General features: G+C 69.9%; 20 protein-coding genes, 1 tRNA gene and 3 pseudogenes. 13 read left to right on the forward strand and 11 right to left on the reverse strand.

Features of this window, described 5'->3' with window-relative positions; translation table 11 throughout:
- Positions 1 to 821 precede the first annotated feature (821 nt).
- The 4 genes from GVV04_RS28125 to GVV04_RS28140 form a co-directional block, all read right to left on the reverse strand.
- On the reverse strand, positions 822 to 2,024 hold the full coding sequence (locus GVV04_RS28125; RefSeq protein ID WP_161692032.1) for an ABC transporter permease: 1,203 nt from the start codon (positions 2,022 to 2,024) through the stop codon (positions 822 to 824).
- A complete protein-coding gene (locus tag GVV04_RS28130) occupies positions 2,021 to 2,710 on the reverse strand; it encodes an ABC transporter ATP-binding protein (protein ID WP_328822615.1) in 690 nt (229 codons plus the stop codon). Before GVV04_RS28130 ends, GVV04_RS28125 begins: the two co-directional genes overlap by 4 nt.
- A gap of 89 nt (positions 2,711 to 2,799) precedes the next feature.
- Complete coding sequence (locus tag GVV04_RS28135) at positions 2,800 to 3,861, reverse strand: peptidoglycan-binding protein (RefSeq protein ID WP_161692034.1); 1,062 nt, start codon at positions 3,859 to 3,861, stop codon at positions 2,800 to 2,802.
- 95 nt (positions 3,862 to 3,956) lie between these two features.
- The gene (locus GVV04_RS28140) at positions 3,957 to 4,586 is read right to left on the reverse strand and encodes a hypothetical protein (RefSeq protein ID WP_161692035.1); all 630 of its coding nucleotides are present in this window, start codon (positions 4,584 to 4,586) and stop codon (positions 3,957 to 3,959) included.
- An 89-nt stretch (positions 4,587 to 4,675) separates the two neighbouring features.
- Here GVV04_RS28140 and GVV04_RS28145 point away from each other — a divergent pair, with 89 nt between their 5' ends.
- Complete coding sequence (locus tag GVV04_RS28145; RefSeq protein WP_161692036.1) at positions 4,676 to 5,329, forward strand: response regulator transcription factor; 654 nt, start codon at positions 4,676 to 4,678, stop codon at positions 5,327 to 5,329.
- On the forward strand, positions 5,326 to 6,501 hold the full coding sequence (locus GVV04_RS28150; protein WP_201754300.1) for a sensor histidine kinase: 1,176 nt from the start codon (positions 5,326 to 5,328) through the stop codon (positions 6,499 to 6,501). Before GVV04_RS28145 ends, GVV04_RS28150 begins: the two co-directional genes overlap by 4 nt.
- Here the strand turns inward: GVV04_RS28150 and GVV04_RS34615 are convergent.
- Positions 6,474 to 6,569, reverse strand: a pseudogene (locus GVV04_RS34615) (DNA-binding response regulator); the annotation flags it as partial. The gene GVV04_RS28150 and the pseudogene GVV04_RS34615 sit on opposite strands and share 28 nt — an antisense overlap.
- 171 nt (positions 6,570 to 6,740) lie before the next feature.
- On the opposite strand from GVV04_RS34615, the gene GVV04_RS28155 reads away from it, so the two are divergent.
- Both GVV04_RS28155 and GVV04_RS34885 read left to right on the forward strand, forming a co-directional pair.
- Positions 6,741 to 8,378 (forward strand): alpha/beta fold hydrolase, encoded by a 1,638-nt coding sequence (locus GVV04_RS28155; RefSeq protein ID WP_201754301.1) that lies wholly within the window; start codon positions 6,741 to 6,743, stop codon positions 8,376 to 8,378.
- Positions 8,379 to 8,602: 224 nt separating this feature from the next.
- Positions 8,603 to 8,800, forward strand: a pseudogene (locus tag GVV04_RS34885) (CGNR zinc finger domain-containing protein); the annotation flags it as partial.
- 323 nt (positions 8,801 to 9,123) lie between these two features.
- On the opposite strand, the gene GVV04_RS28165 reads toward GVV04_RS34885, so the two are convergent.
- Both GVV04_RS28165 and GVV04_RS32435 read right to left on the reverse strand, forming a co-directional pair.
- Positions 9,124 to 9,465 (reverse strand): AbrB/MazE/SpoVT family DNA-binding domain-containing protein, encoded by a 342-nt coding sequence (locus tag GVV04_RS28165; RefSeq protein WP_328822617.1) that lies wholly within the window; start codon positions 9,463 to 9,465, stop codon positions 9,124 to 9,126.
- A 511-nt stretch (positions 9,466 to 9,976) separates the two neighbouring features.
- A complete protein-coding gene (locus GVV04_RS32435; protein WP_201754336.1) occupies positions 9,977 to 10,150 on the reverse strand; it encodes a hypothetical protein in 174 nt (57 codons plus the stop codon).
- 262 nt (positions 10,151 to 10,412) lie between these two features.
- On the opposite strand from GVV04_RS32435, the gene GVV04_RS28175 reads away from it, so the two are divergent.
- Positions 10,413 to 10,958: a flavin reductase family protein gene (locus GVV04_RS28175; RefSeq protein ID WP_161692039.1), complete on the forward strand. Its 546-nt coding sequence runs from the start codon at positions 10,413 to 10,415 to the stop codon at positions 10,956 to 10,958.
- Positions 10,959 to 10,967: 9 nt separating this feature from the next.
- On the opposite strand, the gene GVV04_RS28180 is transcribed toward GVV04_RS28175, so the two are convergent.
- Together GVV04_RS28180 and GVV04_RS28185 are read right to left on the reverse strand one after the other, a co-directional pair.
- On the reverse strand, positions 10,968 to 11,603 hold the full coding sequence (locus GVV04_RS28180) for a response regulator (RefSeq protein ID WP_161692136.1): 636 nt from the start codon (positions 11,601 to 11,603) through the stop codon (positions 10,968 to 10,970).
- Positions 11,600 to 12,844 (reverse strand): sensor histidine kinase, encoded by a 1,245-nt coding sequence (locus tag GVV04_RS28185; protein ID WP_161692040.1) that lies wholly within the window; start codon positions 12,842 to 12,844, stop codon positions 11,600 to 11,602. Before GVV04_RS28185 ends, GVV04_RS28180 begins: the two co-directional genes overlap by 4 nt.
- A 110-nt stretch (positions 12,845 to 12,954) precedes the next feature.
- Between GVV04_RS28185 and GVV04_RS28190 the strand changes: the two genes are divergently transcribed.
- From GVV04_RS28190 to GVV04_RS28205, 4 genes are all read left to right on the forward strand, one after another.
- Positions 12,955 to 13,719, forward strand: a complete 765-nt coding sequence (locus tag GVV04_RS28190; RefSeq protein WP_161692137.1) for an ABC transporter ATP-binding protein — start codon at positions 12,955 to 12,957, stop codon at positions 13,717 to 13,719.
- Positions 13,719 to 16,103 carry an ABC transporter permease gene (locus GVV04_RS28195; RefSeq protein WP_161692041.1) on the forward strand — a complete coding sequence of 795 codons (2,385 nt, stop codon included), beginning with the start codon at positions 13,719 to 13,721 and terminating at the stop codon, positions 16,101 to 16,103. The genes GVV04_RS28190 and GVV04_RS28195 overlap by 1 nt, the downstream gene beginning before the upstream one ends.
- 155 nt (positions 16,104 to 16,258) lie before the next feature.
- Positions 16,259 to 16,942, forward strand: a complete 684-nt coding sequence (locus GVV04_RS28200) for a thioesterase II family protein (protein ID WP_161692042.1) — start codon at positions 16,259 to 16,261, stop codon at positions 16,940 to 16,942.
- A 118-nt stretch (positions 16,943 to 17,060) separates the two neighbouring features.
- Positions 17,061 to 18,539, forward strand: a complete 1,479-nt coding sequence (locus tag GVV04_RS28205; RefSeq protein ID WP_161692043.1) for a recombinase family protein — start codon at positions 17,061 to 17,063, stop codon at positions 18,537 to 18,539.
- A gap of 22 nt (positions 18,540 to 18,561) precedes the next feature.
- On the opposite strand, the gene GVV04_RS28210 is transcribed toward GVV04_RS28205, so the two are convergent.
- Positions 18,562 to 18,645 (reverse strand) — tRNA-Leu (locus GVV04_RS28210).
- A 223-nt stretch (positions 18,646 to 18,868) separates the two neighbouring features.
- Here GVV04_RS28210 and GVV04_RS33625 point away from each other — a divergent pair.
- Positions 18,869 to 19,072 (forward strand): annotated as a pseudogene (locus GVV04_RS33625) (hypothetical protein); the annotation flags it as partial.
- A 1,100-nt stretch (positions 19,073 to 20,172) separates the two neighbouring features.
- Here the strand turns inward: GVV04_RS33625 and GVV04_RS32440 are convergent.
- Positions 20,173 to 20,880, reverse strand: a complete 708-nt coding sequence (locus tag GVV04_RS32440) for a pentapeptide repeat-containing protein (RefSeq protein WP_201754337.1) — start codon at positions 20,878 to 20,880, stop codon at positions 20,173 to 20,175.
- A 184-nt stretch (positions 20,881 to 21,064) separates the two neighbouring features.
- Here GVV04_RS32440 and GVV04_RS32445 point away from each other — a divergent pair, with 184 nt between their 5' ends.
- The 3 genes from GVV04_RS32445 (at position 21,065) to GVV04_RS28225 (ending at position 25,498) form a co-directional block, all read left to right on the forward strand.
- Positions 21,065 to 21,676: a fibronectin type III domain-containing protein gene (locus GVV04_RS32445; protein ID WP_201754338.1), complete on the forward strand. Its 612-nt coding sequence runs from the start codon at positions 21,065 to 21,067 to the stop codon at positions 21,674 to 21,676.
- A 153-nt stretch (positions 21,677 to 21,829) separates the two neighbouring features.
- Complete coding sequence (locus tag GVV04_RS28220; RefSeq protein ID WP_407938851.1) at positions 21,830 to 24,469, forward strand: fibronectin type III domain-containing protein; 2,640 nt, start codon at positions 21,830 to 21,832, stop codon at positions 24,467 to 24,469.
- A gap of 27 nt (positions 24,470 to 24,496) precedes the next feature.
- Positions 24,497 to 25,498 (forward strand): AAA family ATPase, encoded by a 1,002-nt coding sequence (locus tag GVV04_RS28225; RefSeq protein WP_161692045.1) that lies wholly within the window; start codon positions 24,497 to 24,499, stop codon positions 25,496 to 25,498.
- Positions 25,499 to 25,506: the final 8 nt, after the last annotated feature.

Genomic DNA, 25,506 nt, shown 5'->3' on the forward strand with positions numbered 1-25,506 from the left:
GGCGCGCGACATCTTGCGGCCCGCTCCGTGCGCCACGGAATGGTTGGCATCCGGCCTGTCGGTTCCGCCTGAAAACTGGCTCAGGCACACATTTTGTGAGTTGTGCTCGCGGGTAGTTCGGGTTGGGGACTGCGTGATTTCGGCTCTGGCTCACTTTCGGTGGTGACATTCGGTAGTAGGCAGAGATGCCCCGGGATTGCCCTCATGTGCTGGCGTTTCTCTGAGCTGGTCAGCTTCGGGGAAGAATCTACAACTGCGGCTCGCCGAGTGGCTGGACACGCCCGCAGCCTGCCTGACCTGCAATATCGAACTGTTGCCGTCGGAACTACTTTCTGTGACCACCGAAAGCGAGCCAGAGCCGAAATCATCGACACACTCCCTCTGTATGCACGGGGACTCGGCGTAAGCGCGACATCTACTTGTACATCGACGGGTCAGGATGAGTTCCGCGCGCACGGCGTGGAACTGCGAGAACGCGGATGGATTCGGGGCTTGCGCTCGGACGAGTTTTTGACAAAGTGCCAGTTGTAGAAGTATACGCTCCAGGCTTCGGACTACGGATCAGAAGGTTAGGGGTTCGAGTCCCTTCGGACGCACAAGATCAAAAGGTGCCTGGCCTGTGGAAACGTGGGTCAGGCGCCTTCATCATTTTTCGTCCCTTGTGGACGTTGGGGTGCTCGGTGGGTGCTCGTCCGACGAGCGTGTCCTACGTCTCGTCCTGTCCGCTGGGGTCCCATCGGGCCTCGTCGTCGTCGGCGGCGTGCCGGCTGCCCGGCACGCGGCGATCCTTCGCCGCGACGCCGGGCAGCCGGGCGTTTGATTCAGGCGATGCGGAGTGCCTCGGTGGGTTGCATGCGGGCCGCGCGGAGCGCGGGGAGCAGTCCGGCGATGGCGCCGATGGCTATGGCCGCACCGAGCCCTCCTGCCCAGGCGAGCGGCGGAACTACTGTGGCCCAGCCTTTGACACCGGCGTAGATCGCTGTGGCCGTTGTGCCCATCGCCACTCCAGCGGCGCCGCCGAGCGCGGCGAGCAGGATCGCCTCGGACAGGAACTGGAGGCGGATGTGGCCCTTGGTAGCGCCGAGCGCGCGCCGCAGTCCGATCTCAGATCGGCGCTCGAGGACGGAGATGACCATGGTGTTGGCGACTCCGATACCGCCGACGAGCAGGGCCACCGCTCCGAGCCCGAGGAACAGGCCGTTGAGCGCGGACTGGGCCGCGGCGCGGGCCACGAGAGCGGCTGAGGGCCGGCTGACGCTGACCTCACTGGCGTTTTCCGGGTTGGCCGTCGCGGCCAGCACGCTGTAGACGTCATTGACATGCTCGGTCTGGGCCCGCACGTAGATGGTGGAGGGATGGCCGTCGAAGTGCAGGTATTTCTGCGCGGCCGGGTAGCCGACCAGGACCGATTCGTCGAGTTCGGGGGTTAGTGCCACGGGATTGAGGATCCCCGCGACGTAGAACCACTGCCCGCCGACCCAGATACGTTCGTCTAGGTGGATCTGGGCGATGCCCAGTCGGGCGGCGGCGACCGAGCCGAGTACGGCGACCGGTTGCTCGGCGGTGGCGGCGTTGAGGTATCTGCCCTGGGCGATGGTCGTGCGTACTGCGGCGGGCAGGTCCAGGCTCGCGGCGTTGACCGTGAGTGAGTTGGTGTTGATGCTCGGGATGTACGGGCTGCGGTAGGCGTTGGCCTTGGTGCTACCGGTGCTCTGGGCCGTTTCGACCGGGCCGATCCGGGCGATCATCGCCGGAGCGTCGAGGGGCAGCGTGGCGTCGCCGCCGCCCAGGCTCTGGCCCGGGGTGACCTTGAGCAGATTGGTACCCAGTTTGTCGATCTCGGCTAGCAGCCCGGCCTGGGACGAGGCGGACAACCCCATCACCGCGACCATCGCCGCGACGCCGATGGCGATGCCCAGCGCTGACAGTACGGCCCGCATCCGCCTGTTGCGCAGCCCCACGCTGGCGGTCCGGGCCAGGTCGGCCGGATGCAGCCGCCCAGGAGCGGGAGCCGTGGTTGTCATGGCAGGTGCCTTTCGGTGGACAGCGGCTGCTCCGCCGAGCTGACGTCGGCGACGATCTGGCCGTCGAGGACCTCGATGCGGCGCGGCAGCCGTGCGGCCAGTTCACGATCATGGGTGATCATGATGATGGTGGTGCCCTCGGCGTTGAGCTCCGTGAGCAGCTTGAAGATCGCCACTCCGGAGACACTGTCGAGGTTGCCGGTGGGTTCGTCGGCCAGCACGATCGCCGGGTTGCCGACCAGGGCCCGGGCGATCGCGACCCGCTGTCGTTCACCTCCCGACAGTTCCGGCGGACGGTGATCGACCCGATGACTCAGCCCGACCCGGGCCAGTGCCTCGGCCGCGGCCGCCAGCCGTGCACCCTGCCTGACACATGAGTACAGCAGCCCGTCGGCGACGTTCTCCAGGGCGGTGGCGTGTTGGGCCAGGAAGAACTGCTGGAACACGAACCCGATCCGGGTGGCCCGCAGTCCCGCCAAAGCCCGGTCCGACATCTTGGCGACGTCGTCGCCGACGATCCGGACCGTCCCCGACGTGGGACGGTCCAGGGTGCCCATCACCTGTAACAGGGTCGACTTTCCCGAGCCCGATGGGCCCACGATCGCCACCAGCTCGCCCCGGTGAATGGTGAAGCTGGCCTTGTCCAGCGCCACCACCGGCGTCGCTCCGGGGTAAATCTTGGTCACCTCGTCCAGTTGCAGGACCGGCCAACCAGTGTGTCGGCCACCACCGGCCGCCCTTGTCTGCGTGGCCACTGTCGGGCTGTCCAGGCCGGTCATGAGGCCGGCACCACGATGTTCTGGCCCGCCGTTAGGCCGTCACCCGTGACCTCGACCTTCCCGACGCTGGTGTCGAACAACCCCGTTGTCACCGGGATCAGGCGATGCGCACCAGCGGCCTCAACCACCTCGACCGCGTACCCTCCGCCGGCCATCGCCAGCAGCGCGTTAACCGGCACTGACAGCACGTCCTCCACCGTCTCGGAAATGATGGACACCAGTACCGGTGCCTGGTCGAGCTGTCCGGTCTCCTCCGGCTTCGACGGCGTGACATACACGTCAACGGTGGTTTTGCTGTCCCTCTTCGTCGCCACCTTCCCGACCGACGAGACCACACCGGGCGTGGTCCTGCCGGTGGGCAGTGAGATGGTGACCTTGTCACCGACCTTGACGTCTGACTGCTGGCTTGCGTTCAGCAAGACGGCCACCTGCCGCTGGGTCGAGGAGGCCTGCAGGACCGCGGCGCCGGGCGCTGCCGAACCACCGCGTACCGCGGTCACCTTGGTGATCCTGATCTCCTTGGCCGGCACGAACACCGCCTGCCCGAGCGGCAGTCGTCCGGTCTCGCCGAGGCCCACGTCGTCTTGCAGTTCCTTGAGGGCGTTGTAGGTCTGCCGGCCGAAGTAGTCCGAACCCGGGGCGATCTCGTCCTTGGTGGCGTATCCGAGGGCGACGAGCGTGGCGTTCAACTGCCGAACGTCAGCACCCTCCGTGCCCCAGTCCAAGTCCCGATAGGCCGGCACGCCGCCCTGCAGCAGGATCACCGGCTTCCCGTCGACCAGGTAGAGCGCCTTGCCCTGACCGACCACGTCGCCAACGTTCGGCAGCCTGGTGACCGTGCCACTGGCCTTGTTGACCACCTGGTAGTCACCCCCGTAGCCCAGCGTCCCGTTCTCCTGGGTACGGGCGGACAGGGTTCCCTTGGTCACCTGCGCCAACCCGGTCGAGGCGGTGCTTTCGGTCGACGTGTTCTTCGTCCGGCCGCCGAACGGGTCGGTGACGACGATCACGATCCCCGTAGCGACCGCGACCAGGGCCACCACGACAACCGTCGTCACCCATCCACGCCGCCCACGGCGTCCGGGGCGCGGACGTCGGCCCTTCCCACCGGCCGGGCTGACGTCCGCGTCTTCCACCGAGATCTGCGTCGTACTCACGACCCGCCGCCCGGCTTCTTGGGGGTCTGGTTCCGCATGCTCTCCGGCTGGTACTTCGCGCAGGCGGTCTCTGCCGCCTTGAACTGCGGAAAGTTGGGGTCGGTGTCGAGTTTGAAACCGCCGTCCGCAGCGGGGTCCGGAAAGCTCGGCACACCGTTTTCCCGCATGCACTGGGCGTACTTGAGCTTGTCCGACGAGGACCACTGATTCTGGGTGCCCGCCTGCGGATCACCAACCGGCATGAGCTGCTTACAGGCGTTCATCGCCTTCTTGAACGCTTCAGAGTTGACGTCGATCCCGTCTCCCATGCCCTTTCCGGGCTGGGGGTCCGGAAAGCTTGGAAGGCCGTTCTCACGCATGCACGTGGCAAAGCCCACACTGTCGGGTGCCGAACCGGCCCCGGAAGCCCCGGTCGTCGCCGTGTTGCCCGAATCGCCGCTGCTGGAGCAGGCCGCGGCGGCCAGCGCGACGATCGTCAGCAGGACGGCCGTCGCATTGGCCCGGTGCAACCGCCGCTTCCGGTCCGGAATCCGGCCGGCGGTGCCCAACATGTCGTCTTCCATCACGTTGGCGAGTACCGGCTTCGGTGCGTGGGTGGCCGTCGTTGTGGCCTTGGTCGTGGTCATGGCGAACAGACTGGTGGTAGGGGCGTTGCCCGGGCATGAACGGAAGCGTTAACGCCCCTGTTGCGGCCGACCTGCTATGACTTGGACCCATGCGAGTGCTGGTGGCGGAGGACGAGCGGGATCTGGCCGATCTGGTGGCCGTGGGGCTGCGCCGGCACGCCATGGCGGTCGACGTGGCCTATGACGGCGCCGCCGCGGCGGAACGGCTGGCCGTCAACGACTACGACGTGCTGGTGCTGGACCGGGACCTGCCCGAGGTGCACGGCGATGTGATCTGCCGGGACCTGGTGCGGGCCGGGGCCCGTACCCGCATCCTGATGCTGACCGCGGCCGCGTCGGTGCCTGAGCGGGTTGCCGGCTTGGGTTTGGGCGCCGACGACTACCTACCCAAACCCTTCGACTACACCGAATTGGTGGCGCGGGTGCAGGCCTTGGGGCGGCGCAGCGAGGCGTTGCAGCCGCCAATGCTGGAGCGGCACGGCATCGTGCTGGACACCTACCGTCTGCAGGCGTCCCGCGACGGCCGCTTTCTGCGGCTGTCGCTGAAGGAATACGCCGTACTGGAGGTATTGATGCGGGCGAACGGGGCAGTCGTGAGCACCGAGACGCTGCTGGAGTCGGCGTGGGACGAACACGTCGACTCGTTCTCCAGTGTGGTGCGCGTCATCGTCAGCCGGCTGCGTGCCAAGCTCGGCGACCCGCCCTGCATTCGGACCGTGCCAGGCGCCGGATACCTGCTGTGACCGGTCGTACCTGGCAACCTCTGGCGCGGCGGCTCGGCACGATGCGGATGCGCCTCACCGTCCTGTATACCGGCCTGTTCCTGGTCACCATGACGATCGCGCTCACCGTGGTGAACCTGCTGATCAGCAACATGCTGAAACGTCAGGTCGTCGGCACGAAGTCTCGCGCGCTTCCCTGGATGCCTCTGGACGCCGCACCTGGTTCGGGAAACTACTACGCGAAGGACGTAAGCCGTCTGCCTGACGCGGTGCTGCATTACCAATGGACTGTCACGACCATCACGATCGCCGTGCTCACAGTCGTCTCGGTGGCAGCAGGGTGGTGGCTGGCCGGACGACTGCTGCGCCCACTGCGGCACATCACCGCCACCGCGCACCGGCTCTCCCTGTCCAACCTGCACGAGCGGATCGCCCTGACCGGTCCCCACGACGAGCTCAGAGACCTCGCCGACACCTTCGACGCGATGCTGGAACGGCTGGAACGATCAGTGGACAGCCAGCGGCGTTTCATCGCCAACGCCGCCCACGAACTGCGCACCCCACTAGCCACCCAGCGGGCAGCGATCCAGATCGGGCTGGACGACCGGCTACCGGACCACCTCACCGAGGTACGGCAGAAACTGCTGACCGCCAACCAGCGCACCGAACGGCTGATCGACTCGCTACTGCTCCTCGCCCAGGCCGAACACGGCCTGGACACCACCCAACCGGTGGCCCTCGACCTGCTGACCCGCCAAGCGGCCGACGAGATGGTCCCGGACGGCATCATCGTCACCCTGGATACCCAGCCGGCCACTGTCCCAGGCGACCCGGTGCTGCTCCACAGGCTCCTGACCAACCTTTTCCAGAACGCGGTGAAGTACAACCACCCCGACGGAACCGTCCACGTCAACCTCACCGAGACCGGCACCCTGACCGTCCGCAATACCGGCCCCGACGTACCAGCGGAACGGATCACCGAACTGTTCCTACCGTTCCGCAGACTCCATACCCGCACCCGAGCCACTGACGGCGCCGGCCTCGGGCTGTCCATCGTCGCCTCGATCGCCCAAGCCCACCACGCCACCCTCGACGCCCGGCCCAATCCCGGCGGCGGACTTGAATTGACCGTACGGTTCCCCGCCCTCGCCGGAACAGGAGCGGCTCAGGCGCGTGTCAGGCCGCATTTGTAGGCGTAGACGACGGCCCGTACACGATCGCGCAGGCCCATCTCGGACAGCACTCGGCTGACGTGCGTCGTGAGGGCGCCATCCATGCCGGCGCAGCCCCACGGCCACCAGATCGGCCAGATCCCGCTCGTCCTCCGCCACCAGCACTCGCATGGGTCCAAGTCATAGCAGGTCGGCCGCAACAGGGGCGTTAACGCTTCCGTTCATGCCCGGGCAACGCCCCTACCACCAGTCTGTTCGCCATGACCACGACCAAGGCCACAACGACGGCCACCCAAACACCGAAGCCGGTACTCGCCAACGTGATGGAGGACGAAAAGGAAGGCACCGTCGGTCGCCGCGCCGGCCGGAAGGTAGTCGCGGCGGTAGCGGTGGCTGCTGGCGCGCTGGCATGGCTGGTCGCCGGCTCGCCCGCCGCGGAGGCGGCGCGACATGCCGAGCCTACGGTCGACTGGCAGCCCTGCCCCACCTACTCCGACGAGGTGCTTCGGTCCCGCGACGTCCCCGACGAACGGATACCGGAGTTCCGCGCCCTGCTGAACCGGATGGACTGTGGCACGGTCGGCGTCCCGTTGGACTACCGCCAGCCGCAAGGCCGGCAGATCACCGTCGCGATCACGCGGCTCAGGGCGGCGTACCAGACGCGTCGGTTGGGCAGCATCGCGGTCAACCCGGGCGGGCCGGGCGCCGGCGGATACCTCACGCCCCTCGACTTCATGATGACGAACCAGGAAAGCGCGCGACTGGGCGACCGGTACGACCTGATCGGCTTCGATCCGCGCGGGACCGGCTACAGCACCAAGGTCAGGTGCACGAACGCGGGACCGGGCGGGCCACCGACGTCAGGGCCCCTGACCGAGGCGGCGGCCAGGGCCAACTACGACGCCGAGGTGGCCGGCAACGCTGCGTGCGGGCAGTCCGATCCCGACATCCTCGGTCAGCTCACCACGGTGAACGTTGCCCGCGACCTCGAACGCGTCCGGGTCGCTTTGAGGGAGCGGAAGCTCAACTTCCTCGGCGTGTCCTGGGGCACCTGGCTCGGCGCGGTGTATCGCAGCAACTTCCCCGGCAGCGTGGGGCGCATGTTTCTGGACAGTGTGGCGTCTCCGGAGTTCAGCGTGGACTCGTTCGACGACGGCCGCGCCGCAGCCGTCGAGCGCCGATTCTCGCGCCTCGCGGCATGGATCGCGTCGCGCCACGACACGTATGGCTTCGGTACCTCCGCCGGGCAGGTACGGGCCGCGATTTTAGAGCTCGTTCGCGCCTACGACACAAACCCGAAGCAGTACACCGACCTGAGCCGGCCCGCGGACGGTGCAATGGTCGCGCGACTGGCCGGCCAGGACTCACGGGACTGGACGCGGGTCAGCCAGGCGCTTGCCGAGTTGCGGGGCTGGACTGGCACCACCGCACCGCCCACGGTCAGGGAGATCTTCAGTGCACGCCCGCGCATGATCCCACCGGGCGCACCGGAGGTTTTCAACCCAACGATGCAAAAGGCAACCGTCTGCAACGAGGACCCCGCTCGGTTTGACTTCGCCACCGCCTGGGCCGAGTACCAGCAGCGCCTCGAACAGAACCCGGTGACCGGTCGGGCCACCGTGTTCTCCGCCGGGTGCGCCGGCTGGCCGCTGCCGGGCCGGGAAGTCCAGCTACGACCCGCCGCGGGGTCGCTGGTGCTGGCCGGACACCGCTACGAAGCCGGATCCCCGTACGAGTGGACGCCGCAGATGCGCGCCGCCGTCGGTGGCACGATGTTCACCGTCGACGACGATGTGCACGGATCGGTCCTGAGAGTGCCGGACTGCGCTGCCGAAATGGTGTCGTACTTCGCCACGGGCCGAATCGATCAGGGCTGCGACGGTGTCCCGGTGCCGTAGAACCGGCCGCCACTGCACTCGACGGGCTAGCAGACCCGATTCCACGATCCTGGTAAACCCGGTTGGCTGCCGCCTGCTCGCCGGGATGGCACCGCATGTGCCGCCCCGGTGACCGGCGCGCCTACCGGTACCTGACCGAGGGCGCCGATCATCAGGCGTAGCCGGCCGCACCGGAACCGGTCCACAAGCAGCCGGCACCTGGCCCCGGCTCACGGTGCACGAGCGACGCCTGCCGCTGGGTGTTCTACGGCACCTCACGCTCCGGCGCCGGCAAGTGGTGCTCGATGCGCCTGTGCGGCAACCGCGCCAAGCAGGAGGCCTGGCGCGGCCGCCGTCGTACGACGGATAGCCGCCGCGGGTGCGAAACGCGGATGCTCGTCGCACGACCGCCCTCTTGTAGAGACAACGCAGGGCGGCGATAAGGTGCTCTGCTGCGCTTCGACCTCCGCGGGCATTCCGCCGCGCCACAACGTGCGTCTTGACGTATTCCGCCAAGTGCTCAATCTCCGACGGTGTGGGCTCGTCCAGTCTCCGCTGCCCCCAGTGCTCCACGACACGCTTCCAGTAGGAGCCGTAGGCGCGGCGCGTACCTACAGTGACCGCAGCCGCCACTACAGGGACGTATTCGGCGAAGGCCGGCGACGGAGGACGAGCCACCGCAGCTTCCAGAAGATCAGCAGGCGAGATACCCATCCGGGCAAGGAGCAGCCGAGCTGCGTCCAGTTCAGCACGATTCGCCGCAGCATCACTCATGCTCGCCCCCGAACACCGCATCGTGAGCCTGCGCAATCATCTCGTCGAGCTTTGCCGGCGGGTGAACCACCAGGCGTCTGCTGGCTGGTTCAGCCACGATGAACACGCGGTCGCCGGCGGCAAGGCCGCACCACTGACGGACCACCGCCGGCAGCCGGACGTGACCTTCCTTTGTCACCTTGAAGACGCCTTGCTGATCAGCAGACACCACAATCAGCCCACGGCGCTCCCTGATACTCAATCGCAGACCGGGAACCCACTGGAGCACCTTCATCGCCGACCGATCAGCGATTCGACCGTGCGCATTGAGCGTGACCAGGCCGTAAACAGCCACGCGACTGCGGGTGACGGCAAGGCTCGGAAGCGGTAGCGGTGGCCGCTTCATCGCCGCGGCAGGTGAGCGAGGAACACCGCGTGCGCCGCTCGGCTGACCAGGCACAACAACAGCGGGGATGACCGATGAGCTGGCGCGCGACGTCGCAGCTCTCGCACCCAGCCTGCCACTACGAGCAGTGCTGGGCTCCGTCTTGGAGGGATTTTGGCGGTGGTCAAGCATACTTGACCACCGCTACGTCATACGTTGCACAGATAAAACATGCTTGTGTCCGAGGATCGACACGAACCGATACCCAACACGGGTTGCGCCTTATCGGCGCTATTCCACTCGCCTGAAAATCAGGCTACCTGAAGGGTCCCGGGCTGACCGCCCGGGATCCGGTCGGCACGAGAGGCTCCTCAGCGTGACGCGGCGAGAGATTCATCGTTCACCTTGGCCTGGCGCGGAATGGCTCAGTGAGCTGCGGAGGTCGTCGACTGCGGGCTTCAACCGCGCGCGCTCTTCATCGTCAGCGGCGATGGTCTCGAGTGAAGCTCATTTCCGCGCAGGCGGCCAGCTTCATGGGTTGATCAAAGGACTGGCGTCGGCGGATCTCGGCGACGGGCAACGCGATCATCTCCGTGTCAGCGTGGGATTGCTGGGCGGTGGCGGTGAGGATGGTCAGGACGGCGAGGGCGAGCATGGCCAGGGTGACGTGGCAGCAGGATCCGGTCGAAGCCAAGCGGATTGTCCGGATCCCACGGATCGCCGAGCCGGCGCTCGAGTTCATCGGCGCCGGGCCCGGCCTGGTGACCAGCAAGGATCGCTGACAATCGACTCACCCTTCGCAGACGGCGTCGCGGCTTACTCGGCGAAGAGTCCGTGGGCGGGATATCGCGTTCCTATAGGTTCCCGCCGGCTGACGCTATAGGCGAGTTATAGAGAGGCCGCGCACCGTCGCGGCCATGGAGACCGCAGCCGGGGCTGTTCCACCTATCGCAGCGCGAGCGCCCGAGGTCGACGAGCGGGAATTCCGTCGGACGATGGGCCGGTTCTGCACCGGCGTAACCGTCGTCACCGCCCTTGACGAGGAGCCCGTCGGTTTCACCTGCCAGTCGTTCACGTCGCTGTCCCTCGACCCGCCACTGGTCATGGTGTCCAGCTCGAACCGCGGCCGCAGCCTGCCGCGCATCGTGCGGGCCGGCTCGTTCGGGACCAACATCCTCAGCGCACGGCAGGAAGCGTTGGGGCGTCGCTTCGCGACCTCCCGGCCGGACAAGTTCGCCGGGGTGAGTTGGCAGGCGTCGCCGGTCACCGGCACACCGCGTATTAACGGCGCCCTCGCGTGGATCGACTCGGTCGTCCGGGACGTGATACCGGGCGGCGACCATACGATCCTGATCGGCCAGGTAGTCGCGGTCCACCACACTCCCGACGCGGGCGAGCCGCTGCTCTTCTTCGACGGCGAGTTCTGCGATCTCGCGGCTGGGCAGCCAGGCCGAGGTCGGTGACCCTGCGGCTCAGCTCCGCAGGTAGGCCAGCACCGCGAGCACCCGCCGGTGGCCGTCCATCGCGGCCGGCAGGTCAAGTTTGCTGAAGATGTTGCCGATGTGCTTGTTGACCGCCGCGTCCGTGACGTGCAGCCGCTTGCCGATGGTGTCGTTGGAGCGGCCCTCCGCCATCAGCGCGAGGACCTCGAGCTCGCGGGCGGTCAGCCGCTGCCTCGGATCCGGCCGCCGACTGATCAGCTGGCGGACCACCTCGGGATCGACGACCGTCTCCCCGGCCGAGACCTGTTCCACCGCAGCGTTGAACTCCACGACCGCGCCGACCCGGTCCTTCAGGAGGTAGCCGACGCCCTCGCCGTTGTCGGAATCCAGCAACTGTGCCGCGTACGACTGGTCTACGTACTGGCTGAGGACCAACACGGGCAGGCCGGGGTTGGACCGACGGAGCTGTACGGCGGCTCGCAGCCCGTCGTTGGCGTTGCCCGGCGGCATCCGGACGTCGGTGATGATGATGTCCGGGCGCCGGGCCTGGACGGCGTCGGCCAGCGCGTCGGCGTCCGCCACCGCGTCGATAACCTCGTGCCCAAATCGGCCGAGGATGCTCACCAGGCCCTCCCGAAAGAGAGCGGAGTCCTCGGCAAGTGTCACCCGAAGGGGCATGGAATCTCCATCAGTACGAGAGTCGGACCGCCCGGCGGGCTGGACACCCGCATGCGCCCATCCAGCACGGCCAGGCGGTCCGCGAGCCCAGTCAGCCCGGTCCCGGCGGAGGCATCCGCGCCGCCCACACCATTGTCCCTGACCTCCAAGACCAGAATGTCGGCGTGGTGCCGCCCGATCAGCTCGACCCGATCGGCCCGGCTGTGCTTGGCCACATTGGCCAGCGCCTCGGTGACGGCATAGTAAGCAGCGGTTTCGACAGGCTGCGGCAGCCGTCCGGCGAGCCGCAGGTCGAGCGAGACCGGCACCGAGAACCGGCTGGCCACCTCCTCGAGCGCGGCTACCAGCCCGTTGTCGGCGAGCACCTGCGGGTTCAGCCCGCGGACCAAGTGGCGCAGGTCGGCCAACGCCAGGGCGAGCTGCTCCTGCGCCGACCCGATCTCGCGGTGGAGCGAGGAGTTCTCGGGCACGTCCAGGGTCATCAGGCCCAGCATCACGCTGAGCGAGACGAGCCGCTGCTGAGCGCCGTCGTGCAGGTCGCGCTCGATGCGCGCCCGCTCGGCCTCGAACGCGTCGAGCAGCCGCGCTCGTGACTCGGTGATCTCTTTCAGGTTCGGGTCGACTTCGTCGTCCCGAGGCGCGAGGACAATCCGGCACAGTGTCGCGCGGGCACCCGCCCAGGCGGTCAACGAATAGGGTGCGGCGAGCAGCAGCAGTACGCCCAGCACGGCCCAGGGCCAGGCGTACGGATCGTCGATCGGCGCGCCGATGCACAGTGCCGGCACCACAAAGGCCAAGCCGAGTACGGCGACGTCGACCCACCAGAGCGCGGTCAGCGAGATCACCATCAGGATCAGTTCGCGCCAGGTCGCCGACTCCTTCAGCCGGGTACGCAACCATGCGCGCAGCCCCGACTCCTCCGGTGGCCGGTGCGGATCCTGGATTCCGTCCAGGTCCACCAGCCGCAGCCGCTGCCGCTCCAGGCGCGCGAAGGGCAGTCCCATCAGCGCGGCGGCCAACAACAGCACGACCCCGACGATCACGACGACGGTGAGAATGCCGACGGTGACCACCGCGACGAACAGGCACATCGTGAGGGCGCCGGCGAGTACGCCCGAGAGCAGGTAGAGCAGGGCTCGCCAGGGCCAGGCCGAGGCAAGGAATCCGACTGGATGCAGGGCCATCGCCTGCCAGGCGGTCCGGCTTCGCATCTCGCCGCCTCTTCGCACCCCGCCATGGTAGGCCAATGACCGATCCTGGCGCGGTAGTGCGGGCTCTACCAAAAAGACTATTTCCTGGATCAGTGCATGCCACACAGTCCATACGATCGAATCAAGGCATGACTGCGACAAAACATTCGTCTGTGACGACGGCGGTCGAGCTTCGTGCCGTGCACAAGGTCTATCAGCGAGGCACCCAGGAGGTTCAGGCGCTGGACGGCGTGTCCATCGGCTTCCCGACGGGCACCTTCACCGCGATCATGGGCCCCTCCGGCTCCGGTAAGTCCACGCTCCTGCAGTGTGCTGCCGGCTTGGACGAGCCCAGCGCGGGGCAGATCTTCGTCGCCGGGGCGGACATCAGCGGGATGGACGAGCGTCAGAGAACAGCACTACGGCGGGACCGGATCGGCTTTGTGTTCCAGGCCTTCAACCTGGTGGCGTCTCTGACCGCGGCGCAGAACGTGGAGCTGCCGCTGCGCTTCGCCGGCCGCCGCCCCGACCGTGCCGAAGTGACACGGGCCCTGTCCGCGGTCGGCCTCGGCGAACGCACCGGGCACCGGCCGAGCGAGCTCTCCGGCGGTCAGCAGCAGCGGGTCGCACTGGCTCGCGCGCTGATCACCCGGCCCGACGTGCTGGTCGCCGATGAGCCGACCGGCGCGCTCGACACCAAGACCTCGCGCGAGGTGTTGTCGCTGCTGCGACTGCTGGTCGACCAGCAGTCGCAGACCACCCTCATGGTCACCCACGATCCCGTCGCCGCTTCGTACGCCGACGTGGTTATCTTCCTCAAGGACGGCCGGATCGCCGACCGCCTGGAGCTCGATCCGACCGACGGGTCGAAGCCCAGCCGGATCGCCGCCCAGATGGCTCGGCTGGAGGCATGATGCTGGCCGCAGCCAACATTCGCGAACACTGGCGGGCTTTCCTCGCCACCTTCCTCGCCGTCGTCGTCGGCGTCGGCCTGATCGCCGTCACCTTCATCCTCTACGACTCGGGCCGGCCGCGGCCCCAGCCCCGAGTGGCCGACGCCCCGGTTCTGGTGGTGTCGAACCAGGCGGTGGACCAGACCGGTGCTGTCCGGGACCGCGTGCCGTGGAGCGAGAGCGAAGCCGCTGACCTGGTCCGGCAGTTCGACGGGATCGACGGCGTCGAGGCGACGATCATCGACCGCAACTTCTATGCGCAGGCCTTCGCCAACGACGAGCCAGTGGCCGACGAGGCCGCGATGGAGGCCGGACACGGCTGGTCCAGCGCCCGGCTGGCGACGTACCGGCTGACCGCTGGCCGAGCGCCGCAGGCAGACAACGAGGTGGTGGTCGGCACTGATCTCGGAGTGCCCGCCGGATCTGCTCTCCCGATCGGCCTCACGGACGGCATGCACACCTACACGGTGAGCGGGACGACCGATGGCCACGGCTTCTACTTCACCGACGCCGAGGCCGCCCGACGGGACACCGGGGTAACCACGATCGGGCTGCTGGTGCCGCGAGGATCCCCCGTCTCAGACATCGCCGACCGGGCCGGCAGCATTGTCGGCGACGCCGGCTCCGCGCTGACCGGTGACGCCCGAGGTGTCGTGGAGCCCGGCTACATCACGCACAAACGGTTCCTGGGCGCTCAGTTGATCGGCGCGATGGCGGTCATGGCCCTGTTCACCACGATCTTCGTGGTCGCCGCCACCCTGGCCCTCGCCACGACGCAGCGCCGCCGCGAGATCGGGCTGCTGCGAACGATCGGCGCCGACCCGCGCCAGATCCGCCGCATGGTGCTAGGTGAGGCGGCCATCGTCGGTCTGCTCGGCTCGGTGGTCGGCTGTCTGGCCGGCATATTCGCCGCGCCCGCCATGCTGGCGTCACTCGATCGGCTCGACGTCACGCCGCCCGACTCCCGGATCATCATCTCGGCGTGGCCGTTGCTGGCCTCCACCGCGGTCGGCACCGGGGTGGCTGTGCTGGGCGCATGGGTGGCCAGCCGCTCGGCCGCCCGGGTGGCACCGATCGAGGCACTGCTCGACGCCGCGACGGAGCAGCGTCCGATGAGCAGGGGCCGCTGGATCGCCGGGCTGGCCATCCTCGGACTTGGTGTGGTGCTGGCCTTCATGACCGCGGTCGGTGATGCGGACGGCCGCCTCAACCTGGCGATTGGTACATCGGTGTGTCTGATCGCCGCCGCAGCGCTGCTGGCGCCGATCGTCATCAGGCCGGTGGTACGCCTGGCGACGGCGCCGTTCGCCCGCCGGTCGTCCGGCGCGGGCGCGATGCTTGTCCGGGCCGAGCTGCTCAACGCGACCCGGCGAGCCGCCTCCACGGCCGCCCCGGTCATCGTCGCGGTCGGCTTCGCCGTCCTGATAAGTGGGCTGGTCGACACCATGCGGATGGCCTACCCCGCCGAGACCACCAAGCAACTGGCCGGGCAGGTGCTCATCGACCCCGGCAACGCGCCCGGTCTGAGTGACGCGGCAGTCACGCAGAACCCGGTCGGCCGGGCCGCCCTGCCGACCCGCCTGTTCGTAGCCCGGCCGGACGCTGGCGACACCGTGATCGACGGGGTCGGATCGCGAGACCCTCGCTGGTCGCGGCCGGGCGAGGCGGTCCTGGACACAACCATGGCGAAGTTCCTGAAGGTCCAGGCTGGCGCGACGGTCACCGTACGGTTCGCCGACGGCCTCATCACCCCGTTGCGGGTCGCTCAGGTGCTGCCGCCCGACCAGGCTCGTGGTTCGTTCGTACTCTCCCGGGACACGGTACGTGAGCATGACCCTACGGCCCTGACCGACAATATCTTCATGGCCGCCGACCAGGCGCCGGCTCACCTCAGCGCGGGAGCCCGGTTGCAGAACGCCGAGCAGTTCGCGCTGGAGGAGTACAACACCGACGCGAAACTGACGGACAACCTGGCCATGATGCTCACGGTGGTCGCGGTCGGCTACAGCGGCCTGGCAGTAGCCAACAGCATGGCTATGGCGGGATACGGGCGACGCACCGACTTCGCGGTGATGAAGTCAGCCGGCGGCACCCGGCGGCAGCTGCTCGACCTCGCCGTCAGCGAGACCGGGCTGCTGGTGCTCATCGGCTCGGTGCTGGGTCTGCTCGCCACCCTGCCAGCGCTGGCCGGCGTCGCCTCGGGCCTGAGCGCTGAGACAGGGACCCAGGTAACTGTGCACCTCAACGGGGGCACCCTTACCTGGGCCGTCCTCGGCAGCCTGGTTATGGCGACGGCCGCGAGCGCCTTCGTGACCTGGAACGTGATGCGCCCGCGCAATAGGTAAGCGAGGCCCTTCTGCTGGAGCCCGAGGGATGCGCACCCCCGTCGCCGCCCTCGGGCTCCTTCGTGCGCAACCGCCTCTCGACCCGGGCAACCTATAGAAACGATGTAGCAACTACCGGTCTACTCGGCCTCGCCCAGACACGGGAAGGCGAAAATATGATCACCGGCAGATCGCGATCTTCCGACCGATGGCTGCGGTCGTCGCCCGGCCCGGCGGTTCCTGCGCGTCGCCTGGTTTGTCTGCCGCATGCAGGCGGGACAGCTCAGGCCTACCGCACCTGGCAGGACGGCGTGCCAGACGACACCGGCGTCTACGCGGTGCAGTATCCCGGCCGGCAGGACCGGCTCCGGGAGCCACCGGCGACCTCCATCGAGCAGTTGGCCGGGCCAATCGCCGACGCGCTCGACCCGCTCACCGGATCGCCGATGGTCCTGTTCGGACACAGCCTGGGTGCGATCGTCGCGTACGAGGTGACACTGGAACTCGAGCGACGGCATGGTCCCGTGATCGACCTGCTGATCGTCTCCGGTTCCCGCGCCCCTCACGAACGGGAGACCGACGACAAGCACCTGCTCTCCGACCGTGAGCTGGCAGCCGAGATCGAGCGAGTTGACGAATCGTTCGGCGAGTTGGCCCAGGATCCCGAGCTGCTCGGCCTGCTGGTCGTGACACACGAGATCCGTGGCCGGCTCCTTCCCCCGGACCTGGCCGACCTGGCTCAGGGCATACGCCAGACGGTGGCGCGTGAGCTACTCCCACTTCGGTGGAGAGAGGACTCCACCAAGTTCGGGCGGGGATGCCGACACACGGCCGACATCGGCACCACGCCAGGCGAGTAATAGCTTCGACCCCTCCTCCGCGCCGACGGGTGCGGTGAGTGGCCGAGTCCAACAAACCACTACATCGTTGTCCATCCATACCGAGGGCTGACCGTAAGCCTCGGTGTGGGAGGTCCTGATGCAGTACGCGCCGGAACTCGACGGCCCTGACCTGCTCGGCTGGTGGATGCGGCAGCCGCCCCGGCGGGGCCGCCCCCGGACGCGGTACCAGGCAACATCAAAGCCGCTGGGTATCCCGTTCGCGTTCTACGGCCGGATGTCGACGCGGGAGTTCCAGGACCGGTTGTCGTCGGCGCGGTGGCAACGCGACTTCGCCGAGGACGTGATCGACGGCCGGGGCGTAATCGTCGCCGAGTTCTTCGACGTCGGCGAGTCCCGTCAGGTGCCCTGGACGCGTCGCCCGCAAGCCGCACGACTACTGGCAGCTCTCGCGGACCCTGGCCGGGGGTTCGACGCGGTGGTCGTGGGAGAGTTCGAGCGAGCGTTCTACGGCAACCAGTTCCGCGACCTCGCGCCGCTGTTCAACCTGTACGGCGTGCAGCTGTGGCTGCCCGAACTCAACGGACCGGTCGACGCCAGCAACGAGTTCCACCTGTCGCTGCTGGCCCTGCTCGGTGTGCACTCGAAACGAGAGGTCCAGCGCTCGCGGTTTCGGGCCAAGGCGGCGATGCGCGCCCAGGTGGTCGAGCAAGGCCGTCATCTCGGCGGCCGCCCGCCCTACGGGTACCGGCTGGTCGCGGCAGGACCGCACCCGAACCGGGCCCACGCCAGGTGGGGACGCATGGCTCACCGGCTGGAACCTGACCCGTCCACCGCACCGCATGTGCAGTGGATGTTCGCCCAGCGCCTCGCCGGCCGCAGCGTCGCCGGAATCGCCCGCGACCTCAACGATCGGCACGTGCCCTGCCCGTCCCGCGTCGATCCCGGCCGCAACCCGCACCGCAGCGGCACGGGATGGACGCTACGCACGGTGGCGGCGATCCTCGCCAACCCTCGCTACACCGGCCGGCAGGTCTGGAACCGGCAGCACACCGACCGCGGCCCACTCGACGCCGCCGATGATCTCCTCGGCCAGTCGGAGGCACGCCGCTGGAACCTGATGCAGCAATGGGTGATTTCCCGGGACATCGCGCATCCGCCGCTGGTCAGCGAGCACGACTTCGTCGCCGCCCAACAGGCCAACGCCCTGCCCGCACCGGCCGACGGCGCGAGCGGGCGCTACCTGCTCACCGGGCTGATCCGCTGCCAGGAATGCGGACGGATCCTCGACGCCCACTGGGTCAACAAGCACGCCGCCTACCGCTGCCGCCACGGCCACCGCACCGCAGCAACAGGTGACGCGCCCCGGCCGCGCAACGTCTACATCCACGAAGCCAAAGCGATCACACAACTCGCCGAATGGATCGGCATCCCGGCCGCCGACCCCCACACGGTCACCGACGCGCTACTCGAACACGAGCTCCACGTCACCTGCGCGATCGGCGGGACACTGACCATCACAAAGATCTCCGAGGCGGCCACCGCGCATCGACTACCCGCGATCCCGCACCAGCGCAGGACAGCAGAAACCCCCACCGAGACGCTTCATCTACCGTGAAGACCACCCGTGGGGGTTAACGTGTCCGAGGGGGGACTTGAACCCCCACGCCCTTTACGGGCACTAGCACCTCAAGCTAGCGCGTCTGCCATTCCGCCACCCGGACCTACTCGTTCAGCCTACCCTGTCGGCCTGGGCGGCTTCGCCACCCGTTCACCGACCCGGAGGGCCGCACGGGGCATTACTGTACACGGCGGCGGTGGATCATGCACATCACCTTCCCACCGGCCCGTTTGCGCAGCTCAGGGGGCTGAAAGAACCGACTGGGGTAGGCCGACTCGATCATGGCCGGCAGGGCGGGTGGCGTCGAACCCCCCTCTCCGGGCAGCATGACTGACGTGTCACAGCCCTCTCCCTTGGCCGCCCTCCAGCATCGGACGCTGGCCCAACGCGCCGCCGGCGACATCGCCGGCGCGCGTCGGCTACTGGCCGACGCGCTCGGACCGATCCGGGCCAGCTACGGCGAGGACCATCCGGAGGTGCTGCGCTGCGCACACCTCCTGGCCCGCCTGCACCGCGAGGCCGACGACCCTGCCGCCGCGCGGCGCGTACTGGAGGAGTGCCTCGCGGCCGGCGAGCGCCGATGGCATCCCGCCGACCCGCTGATGCTCGCGCTCTCCCTCGACCTCGCCTCGGTCTCCGAGGAACTGGGCAACCGGCACGAGGCCCGCCGCCACTACTCGCGCATCGCCAGCGCCGGGCCCGCCGTGCTCGGCGCGGACCATCCGGCGGTACGCGAGGCGCGGCAATACCTCGGCGCCGCCGCGCCCGGGGCGGCCCCCGTTCCTCAGCCCAACCCCTCCGCCGCCCCGCACCACCCGACGGCCCCCCAGCCCAGTCAGCCGGCCCCCCAGCACGGCCCGCCCATCCCCCCGCTTGGCCCCCCGAAGCTCGACGGTCAGACCATTTCCCTCGCACCGGTGCCGGTACTACCGCCGCAGAGGCAGGCGCAGGCCGCGCCCCGCCCGGGTGCCGCGCCGCCCCCGCCTCCGGTGTCCGCCCCGCCCCGGCAGTCGCCAACTCCACCGGCGGTCCCGGTGACGCAGCATCATTTTCCGCCGCCGCCCGAGATTCCGGTGCCGCCCCAGCAGTTCCCGCCGCCCATCCCACCTCCGCCTCGTGCTCCGGCCCCACCGCCAGCCCGGGCCCAGGCACCGGCGCCGGCACCGCGTCGTCCCGAGTCGCCCCCTGTACCTGGGACGCAGGGGCACGCGCCCGGGCCCCGGCTTTCCGCTCCCCCGCCCACCACGCCGGCTGGCATGCCGACCCAGCAGGCGGGCTCCTCGTGGGCCCCGTCCCAGGTCGCCGCGCCGCAGGCATCCCGACCCCCGGCTCCCCCACCGCCGGCCCCCAGCGCCCACCCCGGGCCGCCGCGTCAGGCCCTCCCCCCACCGCCGGCCGCGCCGTATCCGCACACCGGACCGGTCACACCACCCCAGCCGCCGACTCCGCTCGGATCGGCCTCCCCGGGGGTGCCGCACCCCCCGTCGAGCGGCACCCAGCCCACGTCCGCCCCGCCGCCACCCGCACCGGCCATGCCGCAGGCAGTGCCCGCGCCGCGCCCACCCGTCGGCCCGCCACCGCAGCCGGCATCGCCGCCAGTCCCGGCGCCGGGTTGGGACAAGCCGACCATTCAGGTACGGCAGATCGACGCGTTGCTGCGGGAGGAGGCCGCCCGCGCGGCCGGTACGCGGGCCGGGCCGGTCAGCGGCGGCCCGGCGGCTGCGGCGAGCGGTGCTCCGTCAGTGACCGACGCCCCGGTCAGCGCACCGGCCGCGAGCGGTCCCCCTGCCATCCCGGTCAACAAACCCCCCACGGCCGCACGACCGGCCAGTGGGCCACCCGTGGGCGGCATACCGGGCAGCGTGCCGCCCCCGGCCGGGCCACCAGTGGGCGTCGCACCGTTTACAACTCCGCCCGTGAGCGGAGCACCGATCAGCGGTACGCCATACAGCGCACCGCCCGTGAGCGGTACGCCATACAGCGCACCGCCCGTGAGCGGCACGCCATTCAGCGCGCCGCCGGTCAGCGCGCCGCAGTACAACGCACCGCCGATCAGCGCCACCCCCTCCAGCGCACCGCCATACAGCGCACCGCCAGTAAGCAGCCCGCCGGTCAGTGCCACGCCCTTCAGCGCGCCCCCGGTCAGCGGTCCGCCGGTGAGCGGGGCACCGGTGCCGCCCTGGGGAATGACGGCGCCGCCATGGAGCAGCGTCGCCCCGCCGCAGCCGCTGGCTTCGGCCGTCGACCCCGACGCGGCCCCGCACCCACGAGACGGGTCCGACCGTCCCGCCGAGGAGTTGGGCGCGCCGTACGCCGGCGGGGAGCCGGTGACCGGCACCGCGCCCACACCCCCGCCGCCGCAGTCACCCGACCCGGAGCCGTCGGTGCCGCGGCCCGACGCGTCCGCCGCCGCGCGGCCCCCGGTCCCACCGCCGCCGCCCCCGATCCCCCCGCCTCCGCTCCCGGTGCCACCGCCTCCGCCTCGGGACCACCGCTCCGACGCGATTGAGCGGGGACCGGCCGTGCTGGACTGGGCGGAGCAGCAGTCGGCCCAGCACAGGCCGGCCGAACACGGCCAGGGCCAGGGCCAGGGGCAGACCTGGCACGAGCGGGACGGGTGGCGGGCCGCCGACGACTACCCCTCGCCGCCGGATGCCTGGCAGACGACGTACCAGGAGGAGAAGCGGACCGGGCGCGGCCGGACGGTGGTCCTGGTCGCGGTGGCGGTGCTGGTGGTCCTGGCCATCGTGGTCGGCGTCGCGGTGCTGGTGTTCGGCCGCGACAAGGCGGCTCCCCCGGGCGCGGCACCGGCGTCGGCGTCGGCGTCGGCCGGTCCGAAGGTGAGCGGCCCTCCGCCGGGTGACCTGAAGCTGCGCGACGATAGCAGCACGATCAGCCTCACCTGGACGGATCCGTCCTCCGGCGCGGTCCCGTTCATGGTGGCCGGCGGGCGGGCCGGGCAGAAGCTGGGCGTGCTGGCCACCGTGGACCCGGGGCAGACCGGCTACACGGTCAACGGCCTCAACTCGCGGGTGGACTACTGCTTCACCGTGCTGGCGGTCTACTCGACCGACGCCTTCGCCACGTCCGGGCAGGTCTGCACCGAGCGGAAGCCGGCCCCGACGCCGAGCTGACCGGTCGTCCACACCGCACACGCTGGGTGTCCACAGCCGGACCGTGCGGGTTCCCCCTGTCTCAGGGTGGCCATATGATGGCACCCGGCTCAGGGGAGGGTCGCCGGTCTCCGGCGCGCCGCCCGGCATGACGACATGGGGAGGCAGCCGCTTGTGGCCACCATCGACGACGCTGTGAGCACCGGGCGGGAGGTCCCCGCTCGTCGTTCCCGCTGGCGTGGTGGCCTGGTCACCGTCGGCACGGTGGGTGCGCTGCTGGCCGCGATGGGGCTCACCGTCCTCGGGCTGGGCGCCGCCGACAACGCGGTGGCCAACTACGACGCCAGCAGCTGGCTGTGGAGCGCGGCGCGCAGCGAGATGGCCCGGGTCAACGGCATCACCGCTCGGGTAGACACCCGGGTGGAGATCCCCGATGCCCGTCGGCACCCGATGCAGGTCATCCAGACCGACCGGCTGCTGGTCCTGCGTGACCTGAACACGGGACAGGTCAGCTCGCTGGACCTGGCCACCCTCCAGATCACCGCCACCACCCGGACCACCCCCGGCCTGGGCGTCAACGTCGCGCTGCACAAGGACGCCGCGTTCGTGGTGGACGCCGTGCAGGGCATCGTCCGACAGCTCGACCCGCGCTCGCTGGCACCGGTCGGCGAGCCGGTGCGCTATCCACCGGGCATCACCGGCGGGGCGTTCGACGGGGAGGGTCGGCTCTGGATCGCCGTCCCGGCGGAGGGCACCGTCTCCGCGGTCACGGCGGCGGAGCTGCCGTCCGAGCCGGGCTCGGCCGCGCCGGCCGGTGCCGGCGTCAGCCCGAAGAAGGTCGAGACGTACGAGGTCGCCGAGCCCAGCCACGAGCTGGTCGTCTCCACGCTGGACGACGGGGTGGCGGTGCTCGACCGCACGTCGGGCGAGCTGGTGCGGGTGCAGGGCGGCAAGGTCAGCCGGACGCCGCCGCTGACGATCGCCGGGCCGGGTGCCCTGCCGGCGCGGACCAGCGGGCCGAAGGTGCCGGTGACGGTGTCCGGTGACCGGACGGTGCACGTGGTCGGCGCAGGCGGCGAGGAGCGCGCGTTCACCGTGCCGGGCCGGGGCGCCGAACTCAGCCCGGCGGTGGCCTGGGCGGGCCGCTACTACTGCGCCGACGAGACCACCGGCACCGTGTACTCCTTCGACGCCAACGGGCAGCTCGTCGACACGATCGGCGGCAAGGGCTCGACGGGCCCACTGGAGCTGGAGGTGCGGGAGAACCGCCTGTTCATCAACGCGCCGGACTCGTCGACGGCCCGGGTGGTCGACGACAAGCACCAGGTCCGCGAGGTCAACAAGTACGCCAACGACGTGCTCGGCGGCGACCCGCCGCCGGTGCCCCCGCCGCCGCCCCCGCCGAAGAAGCCGAAGGTGGGCAAGCCGAGCGCGCCGCGCAGCGTCACCGCGTCGGCCGGCAACGCGCAGGCCCGGGTGAGCTGGCAGCCGGCCGCCGCGAACGGCGCGGAGATCATCCGGTACGTGGTGGAGGGCGACGGCCAGCGCCGGGAGGTGGGGGCCAACCAGCGGTCGGTGGAGATCACCGGTCTGACCAACGGCGAGACGTACCGGTTCTCGGTGCACGCGGTGAACGCCAAGGGCGACGGCCCGGCCCGGGCCAGCAACCCGGTCACCCCGACTGCGGCCGTGCCGGACCCGCCGGCCAGCGTCACGGCCGAGGCCCGGCCGGACGGCACGGTGCTGGTCAAGTGGCCGGCCGCCAACGGTCAGGGCAACACCATCGCGAAGTACGCGGTGACGGCGGCCTCGGCCGGCGCGAACGCCCCGGTGGGCGAGTCGGCGAAGACGGAGCTGGTGGTGCCGGCCGGCGAGCTGGAGTACGGCACGCAGTACGCGTTCACCGTCGTCGCGGTCAACGACCGGGGCGCCGGGTCGACGGCGTCCCCGGTGAGCAACAGCGTGGTGCCGTTCGCGGCGCCCGGCCAGCCGGTTGACCTGCGGGCGTCGACGGTGGCGGACCAGCCGGGCACCGTCGCGGTGCAGTGGTCCCCGGCGCCGGCCAACGGCCGGCCGGTGACGAGGTACCTGGTGGACGTGGGCGGCCGGGCCAGCGAGGTGACCGACACCCGGGCCACCGTGAACGGCCTGGGCGACGGGCAGAACGTCACCGTGAAGGTGAAGGCCGTCAACGAGGCCGGCCCGGGCCCGGAGGCCACCGCCACCGCCCGTACGGTCGCCCAGCCCCGGATCACCGTCACCGGCTCGTCGGCGACGGCCACGGCGGTCACGGTCACCTTCACCGTGGACGCCGGGGGCGGGAAGGCGAACTGCACGGTCAGCGTCCCGGGCGAGGCGCCGGTGCAGGCGGGGAACTGCGCCAGCGCGACCGTGTCCGGCCTGACGCCGGGGACGGCGTACACGGCGACGGTGACGGCGAGCAACGCCGCCGGCAAGGACACCGTGACGCGGGCCCAGGGCACCGACGCGCTGTACGGGATCGCGACCTGCAACAACGGTCCCGACGGCGATCAGCGGACGTACTGCGACAAGGAGGTCGACGGCCGCAACGGCAACGAGGTCTTCCGGGTGACCCGGCAGGACAACGACCAGCAGGCCGGCTGGGCCAAGCCGGGCCGGCGGCTGAAGGCGTACTGCCGCAAGCAGGGCGAGAACGTCGACTCCTGGATCTACAACAATCAGAAGCAGAGCACCTGGTGGGTGCAGGTCGAGTTCGGCGGGAAGAACTACATCCCGTGGGCCTGGCTCAACCTCGAGGGCGGGGACAACATCAACGTCCTGCCCACCTGCTGACCGCGCCACCAGGCAAGGAGCACCACCGTGACCACCAACGAACCGCTCACCCAGCCGGAGGTGCAGGGCTTCGCCGCCCTCGCCGCCCGGCTGGCGGAGAACGTCAACTCGGTGGTGCTGGGCAAGCCGCAGGTGGTCCGGCTCGCGCTGACGGCGCTGTTCGCGCAGGGGCACGTGCTGCTGGAGGACGTGCCGGGGGTCGGCAAGACCACCCTGGCCCGGGCGATCGCCGCCACCGTCAAGGGGCGGTGGCGGCGCATCCAGTTCACCCCGGACCTGCTGCCCTCGGACGTGTCCGGGGTGACCATCTTCAACCAGGCCACCCGGGGCTTCGAGTTCCACCCGGGGCCGGTGTTCGCCAACATCGTCATCGCCGACGAGATCAACCGGGCGTCGCCGAAGACCCAGTCGGCGCTGCTGGAGGTCATGGAGGAGCGCACGGTCACCGTGGACGGGGTCCGGCACCCGGTGCCGCAGCCGTTCCTGGTGGTGGCGACGCAGAACCCGGTGGAGATGGACGGCACGTACCGGCTGCCGGAGGCGCAGCTCGACCGGTTCCTGGTGAAGCTCTCCGTCGGCTATCCCGACGAGGCGGTCGAGGTGGAGGTGCTGCGCGGGGCGACGGTCCGCTCCCCCGAGGCGCTGTCGGCGATCGCCGACACCGACACCGTCGGGGAGATGGTGCAGATGGCCCGGCGGGTGCACATCGCCGAGCCGCTGTACGCGTACGCGGTCCGGCTGGCCGCCGCGACCCGCAGCCACCCGCAGGTGCGGGTGGGGGTGAGCCCCCGGGGGGTGATCGCGCTGACCCGGGCGGCGTGCTCGTACGCGCTGATCGACGGGCGGGGCTGGATCATGCCGGAGGACCTCAAGGCGTTGGTCGAGCCGGTGTTCGCGCACCGGCTGCTGCTCACCTCGGACGCGCAGGTGCGCGGGGTGACCCCCGCCGAGGTGCTGCGTCAGGCGGTCGCCTCGGTGCCGGTGCCGCTGCCGTCGGGGCAGGTCGCCCCGGCCCGGGTTCAGGGCTGAGGCGGGCC

Source organism: Micromonospora rubida (genome assembly GCF_009908295.1).
Lineage (GTDB): Bacteria > Actinomycetota > Actinomycetes > Mycobacteriales > Micromonosporaceae > Micromonospora > Micromonospora rubida.